The 14,300-nt window shown below is 58.0% G+C and carries 11 protein-coding genes and 1 pseudogene; 1 reads left to right on the top strand and 11 read right to left on the bottom strand.

The features are described 5' to 3' along the window. Nucleotides 1–1,141: 1,141 nt before the first annotated feature. Nucleotides 1,142–1,666, bottom strand: a complete 525-nt coding sequence (locus EOA32_RS40795) for a transposase (protein WP_245265439.1) — start codon at nt 1,664–1,666, stop codon at nt 1,142–1,144. Nucleotides 1,667–1,757: 91 nt separating this feature from the next. After that, a pseudogene (locus EOA32_RS40790) lies at nt 1,758–2,132 on the bottom strand (IS110 family transposase); the annotation flags it as partial. Between the two features lie 701 nt (nt 2,133–2,833). Between EOA32_RS40790 and EOA32_RS21810 the strand changes: the two are divergent. Next, on the top strand, nt 2,834–3,751 hold the full coding sequence (locus EOA32_RS21810) for a LysR family transcriptional regulator (protein ID WP_024505887.1): 918 nt from the start codon (nt 2,834–2,836) through the stop codon (nt 3,749–3,751). 48 nt (nt 3,752–3,799) lie between these two features. Here the strand turns inward: EOA32_RS21810 and EOA32_RS21805 are convergent, their stop codons facing one another. The 9 genes from EOA32_RS21805 to EOA32_RS21765 form a co-directional block, all read right to left on the bottom strand. Beyond that, nucleotides 3,800–4,603: a TIM barrel protein gene (locus EOA32_RS21805; protein ID WP_024505888.1), complete on the bottom strand. Its 804-nt coding sequence runs from the start codon at nt 4,601–4,603 to the stop codon at nt 3,800–3,802. Nucleotides 4,604–4,767: 164 nt separating this feature from the next. Then, the gene (locus EOA32_RS21800) at nt 4,768–5,829 is read right to left on the bottom strand and encodes a LacI family DNA-binding transcriptional regulator (protein WP_024505889.1); all 1,062 of its coding nucleotides are present in this window, start codon (nt 5,827–5,829) and stop codon (nt 4,768–4,770) included. A 272-nt stretch (nt 5,830–6,101) separates the two neighbouring features. Beyond that, nucleotides 6,102–7,388: a dicarboxylate/amino acid:cation symporter gene (locus EOA32_RS21795; RefSeq protein WP_126063813.1), complete on the bottom strand. Its 1,287-nt coding sequence runs from the start codon at nt 7,386–7,388 to the stop codon at nt 6,102–6,104. Nucleotides 7,389–7,765: 377 nt separating this feature from the next. Beyond that, nucleotides 7,766–8,527: a sulfotransferase gene (locus EOA32_RS21790; RefSeq protein WP_024505871.1), complete on the bottom strand. Its 762-nt coding sequence runs from the start codon at nt 8,525–8,527 to the stop codon at nt 7,766–7,768. A 289-nt stretch (nt 8,528–8,816) separates the two neighbouring features. Further along, complete coding sequence (locus EOA32_RS21785; protein ID WP_029356621.1) at nt 8,817–9,605, bottom strand: ABC transporter permease; 789 nt, start codon at nt 9,603–9,605, stop codon at nt 8,817–8,819. A gap of 3 nt (nt 9,606–9,608) precedes the next feature. After that, nucleotides 9,609–10,523, bottom strand: coding sequence for a nodulation factor ABC transporter ATP-binding protein NodI (nodI, locus tag EOA32_RS21780; protein WP_024505873.1), 915 nt, complete (start codon nt 10,521–10,523; stop codon nt 9,609–9,611). A gap of 260 nt (nt 10,524–10,783) precedes the next feature. Continuing rightward, the gene (gene nodC, locus EOA32_RS21775) at nt 10,784–12,109 is read right to left on the bottom strand and encodes a chitooligosaccharide synthase NodC (protein WP_032899868.1); all 1,326 of its coding nucleotides are present in this window, start codon (nt 12,107–12,109) and stop codon (nt 10,784–10,786) included. 15 nt (nt 12,110–12,124) lie between these two features. Next, complete coding sequence (gene nodB / locus EOA32_RS21770) at nt 12,125–12,784, bottom strand: chitooligosaccharide deacetylase NodB (RefSeq protein ID WP_126057632.1); 660 nt, start codon at nt 12,782–12,784, stop codon at nt 12,125–12,127. After that, on the bottom strand, nt 12,781–13,371 hold the full coding sequence (locus EOA32_RS21765) for a NodA family N-acyltransferase (RefSeq protein ID WP_024505875.1): 591 nt from the start codon (nt 13,369–13,371) through the stop codon (nt 12,781–12,783). Before EOA32_RS21765 ends, nodB begins: the two co-directional genes overlap by 4 nt. Nucleotides 13,372–14,300: the final 929 nt, after the last annotated feature.

The raw sequence follows: 14,300 nt of genomic DNA, 5'->3' as shown, positions 1-14,300 counted from the left end.
ATCACGCTTGGGCAACTGACAAAGCCCAATGCTCATAAAGCCGGATCAGGTCCGGCCGGTGTGTGGCGTAGGTGCAGTATGACGATGTGAGCCGCTACACCGTGCGCGTCTCCCAGTCTGTCCATAGGCTCGGAAGAAGTCGGACCCGGTCAGTTGCAACTCCCTTTCCCAGCACTCCACTGCCCGGTAGAGCGCATGAAAAATCTCCTTTCGGGCGGTTTCTTAAGACGCTCGCCACGCCATGAGGCAGTGGGGGCATCGGTGTGCGTCAGGTGCTTCTGCCCATGCAGGATTCCAGAACATTGATGAAATCGTTTGTTTCGATGAAAGGCATCCACACTTTGGATAGTTGACCACGCGTTTCAAAGATCGTGAACTACATCTCGTCGTTGTGCTCGACGCACTCCCGACAGAGCGCAACCTCATGGGCGCGGCATGCAGGATTAACCGAGCCCAGCCGGTCATGAGTGCGGCCGGCGCTCGGCTGCTCGATTATTTGCGCGATAAGCTCGCGACCATGTCCGCGGAGGTATTCAAACTTAACGCTGCGTCCGGGAGCTCTTGCCCTCCAGTTCGCGACGCTCTCCCGCCCATCCAGTGCTCGTTTATTTCGTCGGATAGTTTGACCCGGCTCTACCGAATCGCCGCTTCAGGATCATTCTTCCCGATTTCGTCACGCTCGTATTTTCTGCCGCGTCCTACACCGATTGGGCGCGAACAAAACTGAGCGCCTTGGAACCCGAACCCGTGCGTCGTGACCGGGAGCATCCGGGGCGAACTCATCCGCTCGGGGGCATCGCATCACCGGACGGCGACAGGCACGGTCGACCGGCATCTCGGCATCGGCTGGGAATTCGTCCATGGTCTGCATTGGCGACGACGCTTCCTGAGGCCACGTAGCCCTTATGCCAAGCTGGGCGCCCGGTTTGCGGCATCCGTGCCTACCCTCTTCGGACCTCGTGGGTTCCAACCGGCGACGAGGCGTGCATAGGCGCCCTCGGCCTGCTCCACCCAGCGGCGCTCTTCTTCCCGGTGGCTCTTTATGTTGTAGGCGTGCGCTCCCTTTTGGCCGCGCACAGCCTTGCTCCCGGCCTTGAGTTCCACATCGCGCAAGCTTCTTGGCATGCAGGGAGGGTCGAGCCTACGCGTAACTCTCGCCCTTCTCAACAGATGACAGATCACGACAGAGAGTTTGCGTGCGGTTGCCACGGCCGCGACATGCTGTCCGCGCCGGGCTCGCACGCCGCAGGGAGAAGGCTCGCAACGGTCCGGGAGCACGAGCGGCCGCCCAGGCCGCCTCGACGAGCATGCCGCGCGCATGACCACGGCCCTGCTTGGTGATCCGCCCATGGTAGGCCGGACCTGGCCGGACTGCTGGACGCTTGGGTTCAACCCGAGATAGGTCACGAGCTTCTGCGGATCGTCGAAGCGCGACACGTCGCCGATCGCCGCCCTTCATCGCCAGCGCGACGGTGATGTCGACGCCGGGAATGGTCATCAGCCGCTTCACGCCTTCATCCTCGAGAGCCGAGCGGACAAGATCGCGTTCGATGACCTGGAGGTCTTCGCCCAATCGGTCGAACTCGCGCAGATGCCCATCGATCGCGAGGCGCTCGTCCTGCGGTACGACCTGCTCGATTACCAGGTCCGACCCTTGGCGCCGCACAGGTCGGCATGCGGGCAGGACGGATCAGGTGGCTATGAAGGATCGACTGGATGACGCTCTTCAATCGAGATCTCTGTCGGACAATCTGATTGCGCCGTGTCACCTGTCGACGCAGAGCCTGCGTCGGCTCGTCCGCAATCCAGACTTCTGGCAAGAAGCCGCTGGCATAGAGCTGCGCAAGAACGTCGGCGTCGATCGTCGTTTTGATCTTGGCATAGGCAACGATAAACACCTGTTTCGGCTTGGCGATCCCCACCTTCTTCACATGCGGCGCAATCACAGCTGCAGCGGACGTCGCGCTGCCGGTGGCCTCGATCACCCCGACATCGTTCGGCGACAGCTTCGCGGCGAACGCCGCCAGCAGATCGCGCCGCATGTCGACGCGGCCGAGTCGCCTGAGCCTGCCCTCCTCCCATGCCACTGCTTCGGCGAAGGCGCGGTGAATATCCAGTCCGATGATAAGCATGCCCGTTCCTCCTTCTTGGCTCGGTCAAAGACGGGAGCTGGCGGGCAACACGACATCTACTGATCCGCGCTCGCAGCGCATCCGGGAAAGTCGCCAGGGGCGGCCATGTAACGAGCTCGGGCTCTCAGCCCACGGTCTATTGACGGCCTGCCTGCACCTTTGTGCTCCCGGTGCCCCACGTCCCGGATGGGCTCACCATAAGGGCGTTCCAAAACAAGAACAGCAGGACGAGAAGACACCACAGATCACATACCGGATAGCGGCAAGGCCAAGCGCTTCGTTCAGATAGGCTTGCGCCAATGGGCTTAGGCCGAGCCTACAACAGCTCTCAAAAACGCTGCCGGACTGCTGCATTGGCTCGCCGATACAATTGGCACAGGCCTCACGGCAGCTTAGGATCAAACCGCCCATCAGTCGCCTCGGACTGGAAAGGTGCACCCTATTAGATTCCACGCCCAGCTAGGTCGGGGCCGCCGAAGACGCTGGTTGATAGCCCGGCGCCATCGGCCCGGCGTTTCAAACTGCCAATCTCTGACCTGCACAGTACGAACGATTGCTCGCTTCGGCAGATCACGCGGCTCATATGTCGGACCTTAACGTCATCCATCATAAACTTTTTGCGACAAAAGATTGCAAGAATGCTAAATTGTTAAAGTCGTTTGTTTCGGTTAAAGGCATCCATCCCATGGATGGCTGATGACATGCGTTTCAAAGGACTTGATCTAAATCTCCTCGTTGTGCTCGACGCACTCCTGACGGAGCGTAATCTCTCGGCGGCGGCACGCAGGATCAACCTGAGTCAGCCCGCCATGAGTGCGGCCGTCGCCCGACTGCGCGATTATTTCCGCGATGAACTGTTTACGATAAGAGGTCGCGAACGATTTCTAACCCCGCGTGCGGCAGCATTTGCCCCCGCAGTTCGCGACGCTCTCCAGCACATCCAGTGCTCGATTATTTCTTCGGATCCGTTTGACCCAGCTCGAGCCGATCGCCTCTTCAGGATCATTCTTTCCGATTTCGTCACGCTCGTGTTTTTCGAAAAGCTTGTGGAGCGTATTTCACGGGAAGCCCCCGCCGTCAGCTTCGAACTGCTGCCTGTCGACGATAGCCCCGATGAGCTTCTCCGGCGCGGTGACGTCGATTTTCTAATTCTACCGGATATGTTCACGTCGAGTGTGCATTCAAGCATTGCGCTGTTTGACGAGAAGCTCGTGTGCGTAGGCTGTCCCACAAACAAGCAGCTGCCACAGCAGCTTACATTCGAGAGATACATGTCGATGAGGCACGTCGCGGTCAGGTTCGGGCGTACGATGAAGCCGTCTATCGAGGAATGGTTTTTGCTTGAGCATGGCCTTAAGAGACGTGTCGAGGTCGCCGTGCAGGGCTTCAGCATGATTCCACCTATGGTGTCCGGCACAGCTCGTATAGCGACCATGCCCTTACGGCTGGTCAGGCATTTCGAAAAAACGTTCCCCCTGCGGGTTATCGAACTTCCGCTGCCATTTCCCACATTCACCGAGACCCTCCAATGGCCGGCCCTCCACAATAGCGATCCGGCAAGCATCTGGATGCGGGAGATAATGATACAGGAGGCATCTCGGATGGCTGCCCCGCTGTGAACCCTCGGAAAATTCAGGCGCACCTATAGTCACTACACCTGTCACCATCTACTTTGACGACAATAGCCCTCGCCGGATAAAGTCGATGCTGGCGGCAAGTGCGCCTGCGAGATCGTCCAGAGAATGGACTTCCTCGATCAGCTCGAACGAGAAAGGTCCCGCGTAGCCGCCATCCAGCAGCGCCTGAATCTGGCTGCCATTGTCGGAACCTGCAAGAAAGCGATCGGGGTAAATCCAGAAGGTCGGGTCGTTTACGCTTGAAATGTGCACCAGGCCGGTAAGCTCGCAGAACAGGCATGTCTCCCCGGCCAGGGTGTGGTGGAACGTGTCGTGCACGAGGCGAAAGACGGACTGGCCATCAACCGCGGCAACGGCCTCGGCCGCTTCCTTCTTTGATCGAAGCGAGCAGGTTCGGAAACCCAGCGGCTCGATGAGACCGATCAGACCCCGCGACTGGAGGATTGGCTTGATCTCGTTTAGAGCGAAACGAAGATTGTCCTGGCGCTCGCTATTGGTGGGCCACGAGCTGCGGTTGGCCGGCACCAACACGAGCGTCTCTGCCCCGCACGCCGTCGCATAATCGGCGAGGTTGCTTGCCTCGGCCTGACGCGTTGGAGTCCAGTCGTTGAACCGCTGCAAGGCGTTGACAGAGATGATCGTGACGCCCGCTTCGGTAGCGGCAAACCGAACGTCCGCAGCCGGAATGCCGCGTGCGACAGGATTGCTGAAATGAGGGTAACGGATTTGGACGTCGGTCAGGCCTTGGTCACGGGCAAGCGCGAAAAGCGCACTGACGTCAAGGCGGGGCGCCGCCATGTGATCGAGTGCAAAGCGGGGCGATACCTGGCGCATTGCTTGACTTTCCTTCCATGAAGCGCGGCTGCCATTTCGGCATCCGGCTTCTTTCAAGACGGAACCACGCCGGTTCACAGATCGGACAGAGACGGCCGAGTCAATCGAGCTTTCCTTTCATCGGTGAAAGGAAAATGGGCGCTCATGATAGAAATCCATCAAGGTCAAATATTTTCCGGAAGATAAATGTCGAACGGCAGAAATGTCTGCCCCGGGCTCTCCGCGACGCCGGCTTTGATGGCCCGCTCCATTGCCATTATCAGCTCCTGGCAAAGTCGGCGCATTGGCGTGCCGACCGCCATCGTCAAGATGTCATCCGCAAGCGCCCCACGTGACTGCGGCGTCATTTCACTCACGATCGCGACGAGATCCTGACCGCTCCCCTCTTCTCGGAGCGCGGAAATTGCTCCCTCTATACCCCCGCCGGCCATATAGAAGCCGACGAGCTCTGGTTCCCGCTGCATAAGATCCAGCAATTTTTCGTAAGTGAGCTGCCGTTCATCAAGGTTCACGAGCGGATCAAGCACCTCGAATTTGGGCGCGTTCTCACGAAAATAGGCACGAAAGGCCGTTTCCCGCGTCGCATGCGCCTGGAAGCGATGGCTTCCGACAAACACCGCCACCTTGCCGGGCCGTTTTGCGGCCTTGGAAAACACCCAAGCGGCAGTCCGTCCGACCTTGCTGTTGTTGAGGCCGATGTAGCCCTCGCGCACGCCATCGGCGAAGTCGGATAACAGCGAAAATACCGGGATACCTTTCGCCTTGAGCTCCTCGACTGATGCTGTGATTTTCGGGTGATCGGCCGCCACCATGGCGATCGCCTGGCAGCGGCTTCCAAGGTCCTTAAGAAGCGGGAGCAGGTCACGCGGCAAATGTGACTGCGCGAACTCGATGATCGGAAGGCCGTGGAAGGATTTAGCCATACTGACCGACTCTTCAATATTGCGAGCGAAATCTTGGTAAAAATCGTGGGCAGGTTTTCTCAAGATGAAGCCCAGCTTGTAGTGCGGCAGGTGCTGCTGCAAGCGCTGTTTGATGAGACCGGCAGCATGATAGCCGATCGCGTGCGCGGCCGCATGGACCCGCTGGGCGGTCTCCTCTCGCACCGGAAGGCGGACGTTCAGAACCCGATCGACTGTTGCTACGCTGACTCCGGCTTCGCGGGCGAGATCGGCAATTGTGACGCGCTTTCCCCTAGCGATTCTGATCGGCCGGTCCTCCGTCATCCGGTGCGATCCCGCGACGGCTTGGGGCGGCAAGCTGAAATAGTTACCACACCCCACGGTTGATAACGCATTCGACGAACAGCGCTCCATGCGGACCCAGATGAGTTTCCGTGAACCGTTCGTTTGCTTAGGGGCTTCATGGTGTTGTATTACTCTCCGCGTTAGTACACTATTTCCAGCGCTCTTTGGAGGCCGGCAATTCGACTGCTGTGAAGGCCGTGACTTACACGTCGCGCTATTGCTTGCTTGCGGGGAGCCCGTTTGATGTAACCCTAACCGCGGAAAGCGGCTTCCATCCGGGACTGGTCCAATTCGCCTTCCCAGCGAGCGACAACGAGCGATGCCACCGCATTACCGACTAAATTCGTCAGCGCGCGGCATTCCGACATGAAGCGGTCCACGCCAAGAATTAGAGCCATTCCGGCAACGGGAACACTCGGCACGACAGACAGAGTAGCGGCCAATGTGATGAAGCCGGCGCCGGTGACGCCTGCCGCACCCTTCGAGGAAAGCATCGCAATTAGCAGCAGGAGGATCTGATCGGCAATTGACAAATCTGTGTTCGTCGCCTGCGCGATGAAGAGGGCGGCGATCGTCATGTAGATATTGGTGCCGTCCAGATTGAATGAGTATCCAGTAGGGATGACGAGACTTACGACCGAACGCGCGGCGCCGGCCTTCTCCATCTTCTCCATGAGCGAGGGCAGCGCGGCCTCCGAGGAGGACGTTGCCAGGACAAGCAGCAGCTCGTCCTTGATGTAGCGGACAAGAGAAAAGATCGAGAAGCCGTTGCAGCGGCAGACCACGCCGAGAACCCCGAACACGAAGAGGAAGGCGGTCAGATAGAACGTCGCGACCAGTATCGCGAGGTTGGCCACCGAACCGATTCCGTATTTGCCGATCGTAAAGGCCATAGCGCCGAAGGCGCCGATGGGTGCAGCCTTCATCAGAATGCCGACGAGCTTAAAAATGGGGGCGGTGAGCGCCTGGAGAAAGGTAACGACCGGCCTGCTCGTCTCTCCGGTCATCGCCAGAGCAATGCCGAACAAGACCGAGAAGAACAAGACTTGCAGGATGTCGCCTTCCGCGAAGGCACTGGCAATCGTTGACGGGATGATGTTCATCAGGAAGCTGGTCACGGACTGCTCGTGAGCCGTGGCCACATAGCCCTTAACGGCTTCGACATCGAGCGAGGCCGGATCGATGTTGAGGCCGGCGCCAGGCTGAACGATATTCGCGACAATCAGCCCGACAACGAGTGCAAGCGTCGAGAAGGTAAGGAAATAAACCATCGCCTTGGCGGCAACTCGGCCGACCTTCTGCAGATCGCTCATGCCGGCAATGCCGGTCGCAATTGTCAGGAAGATGACAGGTGCGATAATCATCTTGATGACTTTGATGAAGGCATCGCCGAGCGGCTTCAGGCTTTGGCCGGTTTCCGGATAGAGGTAGCCAATTGCGGCTCCAAGGACCATGGCGGCAAGTACCTGCACGTAGGTCCGGGCAAAATGGCGCTTGCGGGGCGCTGCGATCGCGCGGGGGACTCTTGGAACCAACATCGTTTCTCTCTCCCTGACCGGATCGGGGTGGGGGCTCCTCCTTCTCCCATGCTGCGCTCCGGTCGAGCGCTGCTGTCATCTCGGAGCAAGCGCCGTGCCAACTGGACGCCTGTCCCGTCCAGCGAGATTGGTGCAGTTGCGCACTGGAACCCTCCACCTTGCCGGAATTCTGCACTCGAGGCTCGCCAAAGATCGCGTCTGAGGAAGTGCTTCATCAGAGAGGGAATTGACCAGGTCGCCTTGCGCCCGTGCCCTTTGATGTTCGCCGCAGATCGACTGCCGGTTGCCTTGGTGACTTTGGTTTGTCAGTTTTGGAACGGAATGCGCGCAAACTGCAGGATATCCTACACGCCCATCAGAGCACGCGGTACAAGCGATTAAGCGTAGGAGCGCATTGAATCTCCGAGGTCAAAAAATCTTGAATAAGGTCCGCGTGCGAAGTGAATCCGCAACTCGTCAAAGTTCTCCACCGTTTGATCAAGCGGTCGCGTTTCCTGGCGCTGCAAGATGGCGTTATCTGATGGCTCAAGCGCTGGAACGCCCAGGAAATCCCAAACCGCTCCCAAGCATTGGGCAGGTTCGTGAAGTAGGCTCTCGTATTCCATTACAAGCAGGTTGGTCGACGTGAAGGAGTCCATAACGCGAGCGTGAAAATCGTCGGCGGCTTTGAAATAAGCCTCACAGTCGGCGATTGACAACCTGACGCTCGGTGGCCGAGCGGTATCGTTGTCCGAGCTGAACTTCAGCCACTGACCGCTTTCCCTGGCCTGCACAAAGGATCGGAGCGATTCCAATACGTTTCGGCGAACAACGAGGATGACCTTGAGTGCTGGCCAACGAGCTAATTCCGCAAAGAATGCTGGACGCTCGCGAAACTGAGGTTCATTGATCTTGCAGCCAAGATGCGTCACATTCTTGTAGTCGCGCATAGGGCAGCGCACATAGGCAAGCTCAAGAAGCTCGCGATCCGTGCCTAGCAGGCGATCCGTGCTGGGCCAATTGGGATCATATTCGTTTAGCAACTCACCGTTACTCAGAACGGTCGGATGCTCGTTTAGCAATTCTTCTAAATAGTGTGTTCCGGTCCTTGGCATAGCAAGGATCACAAAAGGCTCAGGAGTTGGTTCGTTGTGGGTCATTGCATGTGTATCCAACTAAATAATGGCCGCGACGGTCTGGGGACGCGCACAAGAAGCTTGGCTGCTATCGCTTGAACGCTCCGGGTGGGTCCGCGCGCCTCACCACCCAGCCTGTACTCCGAGGTGTGGTCGCGAAGATGGGCGCGTGCCTGCAGCGGCTGGGTGGCGCCCGGCTTCGGCGTTGTTGTACCACTCGCGATTCCTGGCACACGCATGCCTCCGGGCCGCTGGGGGCAGTTTGCAATCCGGCATTGCGGACCTCCTTCTCGTTGATGGGCGTAGGTAAGCGTCAACGCATTAGTCGTCGATGAAACAGTCCAGCCGACAGAAAAAAAGGCAATACAGCGAACATGCAAAGTGCGCCTATATGCAGCCCTACATTGTCGCCCAGGCGGCCGAGCATCACCGGACGGATTAGATCGATAGAATTCGCCAGCGGCGAGAAGGCCGCAATCTGCTGAAACACTCCTGGCAATTGGCCGACTGGAAAAACCGCGCCCGAAAGGAACAGCATGGGTGTGATGACAAGCGTCTGATAGAAAATAAAATAGTGATAACTGGGCGCGAGCGCGATGACGAGCATGGCCAGGCTCGCAAAGGCGAACCCGGTGAGAGCGATGACCGGCAGCACGTAGAGAACCGACGTCCACGCGGCATAACCTAGCGCGGCGGCAACAATCGCAATTGTCGTACCGGCCAGAAAGGCCTTTGTGGCTGCCCAGGTCAATTCACCGAGAACGATGTCGCCGAGGGTAAGTTGTGTGTGCAGGATTGCTTCCCAAGTGCCCTGATCGCGCATTCGACCGAAAACCGCGTAAATTGTTTCGAAGGTTGATGCTGTCATCGCGCTCGTCGCAACCATGCCGGCTGCCAGAAAGGCGATGTAGGATGCACCTTCGATGCGGCCTACCAACAGTCCAAGGCCAGTGCCGAGCCCGAAAAGGTAAATCATCGGATCAGCAAGGGTGCCGAGCATTGAAGCAAATGCCACCTTCTTCCATGCCAGATGATTGCGGCGCCACACCGCGATCCAGTTCCAGGCGTTGGCGGGTAGAGCGGCCGCAAAACGTTCACCCATTGCTCACTTCTCCATCTCACGTCCGGTTAACCTCAAGAAAACGTCCTCCAGACTGGGTGGACGCTCTAGAATACGCAGACCCGCTCGACCGCGAAGCTGGATGCGCACATCCTCCGGCTCAGGCGCATAGCAAAAGAGCGTCTCGCCGCTTACCTCGACACGCTGAACGTACGGTCTGATCAGCGAAATCAGCTCCTGTGGATTGCCGCCGAAGATCTCGATCACGTTGCACCCAATGTACTCGTCGATCAGCGCATGAGGACTGCCCTCGGCGATCTTGCGTCCCCGCTCGAGAACACACAGCCGATCACAAAGCCGCTCAGCCTCTTCCATGAAATGGGTGGTCAAAATGATCGTTTTTCCGCTCGCCAGCAGGAAACGAAGTCGCTCCCAGATCAGATGGCGGGCATGCGGGTCGAGGCCGGTCGTGGGCTCATCCATCACAAGCAACTGGGGGTCGTTGATCAGAGCACGTGCCAGCGTCAGGCGCCGCTTCATCCCGCCGGATAGCAGGCCGACACGTGAATCCGCCTTGCTCTCAAGGCGAGCGAACTCGAGGAGCCGTGGGATGACGGCGTTGATCTCTCTTGTACTCATGCCGAAGTAGCGCCCGAACACCAACAGGTTCTCGCGTACCGTAAATTCCAGGTCGAGATTGTCGAACTGCGGGACCACGCCTATGCCCTTGCGGGCCAAGCGGCTGCGTGCCGGCACTGGTAGACCGAGGACTGTTATATCACCCGCGTCAGGCCGGGTCATACCGAGGAGCATACGCGCAATCGTGCTCTTGCCTGCGCCGTTCGGCCCCAGCAGACCGAAGCACTCTCCCGATGCAACGGTGAAGGACAGCCCGTCCACAACGAGCTTGTTTCCGAATAATTTGGTTACGCCGGTAAGGTCGATTGCTACATTGGACATGCGTCTATCTCAAGCGGAATGAGTCCGATTGGCCACCGGCAGCTTACTTGCGAATTCTGGTTCAGAGCAGGCCACCGCCTTGAGATGGCACCTTTGGAAAGTCGCGGCCGGAGCGACGCGTGTATCGCTTCCGCCAAAGAATAACGTCAAGATGCCACGTGTCGCTTCCAGATAGTTCCCGTTCTGACCATAGGTAACTCGAAAGCTTCACCCCGTGTCGACTGACACAACTTACTCGGTCACTCGGCGCTGCAAGGCCGTCAGACTTCACCAGCTGTGAGCGAAAGATCTGCAGTATGAAGTGACTCCGCAATTCCAGAATTGCCCGCAGCATTTGCTCCGGCAAGCGGCATCGCGCTTGTGATTTCCTTTGTGCTCCTGTTGGGCAGGGGAACACTTTTACGCGACAGCCAATCGCTATTGCTCAATGTACACAGGGCGTAAGCCTTCAAGGGGATCAACAGGAATATCCTGATTAACGCGTGCATTGAATAGCCGATGAATCGAAGCTGCCGAGTGCGGAAAGATAACACCGTAGATCTGATTATGGTCATCGTGACAATAGCCAGCACCGTCCACCAATTTACTGTATGTGAAAATAGTAGCTCACCGAGCGCCGTTACTACCGCGATGCCGAGCAACAATGGGCCGAGATTCTCTCCCATCACATCCAAAGTTAGATAGCGATCCAGGCCACGCAGTAGACCTCGCGCAAGCATCGTGTCCCGGAAGGTGCTTCGTGCCCAGCGGAGTTGTTGGCGCAAATAAGGTCCCATCTTGTCCGGAACGACTGTCGCCGCGACGGCACCTGGAACGTACTCGGTTCGAAAGCCTGCTTTCAGCATGAGGATCGTAAGATGACGGTCTTCACCGAAGTCGCTTGGTTTCCCCCTGAACAGCTGCGTCTCGTATTGATCCAGCAGAGAAAGGAGACAAGACCGGCGGTACATTGCACATGGGCCGCAGCAGCACATGACCGCACCAAAGCGACCTTGCGCCGCGCGCTCCTCATTGCAAGCCAGCCAGTATTCCATATCGATCAATCGGGTCAACCAAGTGTCGCTGCGGTTGTATGCCGTCAGCTGGCCCATGGCCGCTCCGACCATGGAATCCCGCATTTTTACTGCAAGCTTTGTGATGACGTCGGACGCAAGTGTCGTGTCAGAGTCGACGCTGAGCACGAAATCTCCAGATGAGCGGCGGATGGCGGCGATCTGCGCCTTGCGTTTGCCAACATTCTCGCGGAGCAGAATGAAATTGAATCTCGGGTCGCCCTCGTAGGCGTGATGTACCGGGATGACGGCATTACGATTTCCAGAACCGTCGTCAACCAGATAGACCTGAAATGTTCCGGCGTAATCTTGATTTGCAATGGAAGCTAAACACGCCGCGAGTGTGCGCGGGTCCTCATTGTAGCAGGGGATAATGACATCCACGCTCGGCCAACGGTCGGATCCGAACAAGCTTTCCGACGGCGGCGTAACATTTTCCGGTTGGGAGTAGACCGCTTGCATGCCTCTGTAAACAGTCGAGAGCACCGCATAAGACGAAACGGCAACAGTACTGGCTGTGGTGAGAAGGTCCATAGGATCTCTGTTTGTTCAGGGGTGTTGAGGAAGTGATCGGATTACAAATCCGCGGCCGTGCAATTCTGGAATTAGGCGTGACAACGCTGTCACCGTCTGGTCGCGCAGACTGGCTTGATTGCCTGGTTGCAATTCGTCGGGAGCGCACCCGTCGTGCAACAGCACGATTGCGCCCGGCCGGATATCGGCGAGCACTCTGTCGACGATGGCGTCAACGCCGGGGCGAGACCAGTCGCGTGGATCAATGGACCAATGGACGGGCGCCAATGCCGCACCCGCTGATGCAGCGATTACTTCTTCGGTCCAGATGCCATACGGTGCACGAAAGTACCGAACCATGGCCTGCGGGCAAGCCATCCCTATGACTCTGTTTGCCTCAACTATCTGGCAGTCGACTTCGACGGACCCGCATTTGGCCAGGTCCGGATGAGTCATCGTGTGGTTGGCTATACCGTGCCCGTCTGTAATAATTCGGCGAACGAGTTCCGGCTCGTCGGCCGCGTAGGCCCCAACAACGAAGAAGGTCGCCGTCACCTGATGTTGCGCCAGCACATTGAGTATCTGCGGTGTGAAAAATGAATTGGGACCATCGTCAAACGTCAGATAGACGCTGCGCTCTGCAGTGCCATCGGCATTGTCACTCTGCCCTTCGCATATGTAGTCCAGAGGCTTCATAGTTCCGGACCGTTCCGGTCGATCAGGGTACCGGACGGCCACTCGTCCATCGAGCGTCCGATCGGCGAAACCAACACGAGTACGTCTTCCAGGCGCGTGGGCGGCAGGTCGGGATGCACATCTGGACGGGTCGATCGTACGCGAACGCCCGACACAATGTTCGCGAGGCCGGCTCTGCAGAATCTTTCGACATGGTTTCGCAGCGCGTGCCGAACCGTGCCGAAAGCGAATGGAACACCCAACTGATGGAGCACTGGGTACGCCACGCGCATCGAAAAACCGATTCCGAGCCCTTCAAGATCCGGACGAACCGCGTACAGGCCCAATTCAGCGACGATCAAGTCGACCTCGCCAACTTTGATGAAGCGCCGCAGCATGCCGATGTGAGCCGCTACCCCATGCGCGTCGTAGCCGATTGCGCGGAATTCCGGCCTCGCGCCGGCCCAACTGCGGCCGCCTTCGAATGGCTCCGCGTTGAAGGCGCCAGTCCGTCCATAGGTCTTTCGAAAAAAGTCGGAGAGTTCGACATGGTCGGCCAGTTGCAGCTCATTTTCCCAGCACAACTTCCAATCGACATTCGGGCGCATGGAAGACCTCACCTTGGAGCTGTCTGGTTGAGATAAATGTCCAAGCATTGGTTAAATAATTGGCATCGCACCAACGGGGCGTAACTTGTGGAGACCGCCGAAAGACCAAGCCGTAATGCAGATGCGACTGACTTTGTGCGCCCCGCACACCAGATGATGCTCCTCGGATCCAACGCAACCATGGGAACTACCTATCTTTCCAACTTGAAGCGCCTCTATGGGACCTGCAGCAAAAACGGTAAAATCCTTTGTTTAGATGAAAGGTATCCACGCTTTGGATAACTGGGCGAATGCGTTCCATATGGCTGGTCAATTATCGTCGTCACGCTCGAGGCACTTCTGACGAAGCGCAAAGCTCACGCCCGCGGCACGCGCGGCCGTTGCCGGGCCGCGCGATTATCTCCGTAAGAGCCGAGCGGAGCTCAGACACGACGATTGATCAGAATCTGATTCGCGGGTTCAGTATCTCTTTCGTGTATCCAGCTCTGGGCTGTCCTTTGGCGGGAGTTAGGTTCGCCCAGGTTCTGAGCCTGGGGCGTCGGCCCGTTCGCCGCACAGGCTCCTTCGCACATCGTCGAGGCCGAGAAAGAGGGGGCCACACAGCTCCCCCTGTACTTTCCACCACCCGACACCAGCGCTCACCCAGGGCGCCGGCCTTGCTCACCTCAACGGATAGCGCACTCGCGCCGCTTCACGATTAAAAGAATTCTACAAGCAGATGCCTGTTTGATCGTGAGACGTCCGCTGCCAATTCCCGCATCGCAGAGGCAGCCAATAGCGCTCGCTTCACATAGTGGTCCGGCAAGCAGCTAGATACGACAGGTGACCTCAAATGAGGCGTCTTGCATGGCTTCTACACCTGCCTGAATGCCAGAACTGCGTTCGTACCGCCCATGGCGAAGGCGTTGCTCATGGCGACGCGCACCTTG

The organism is Mesorhizobium sp. M1A.F.Ca.ET.072.01.1.1, from assembly GCF_004023325.1.
GTDB lineage: Bacteria > Pseudomonadota > Alphaproteobacteria > Rhizobiales > Rhizobiaceae > Mesorhizobium.
This window is presented reverse-complemented; position numbering and strand designations above follow the sequence as displayed.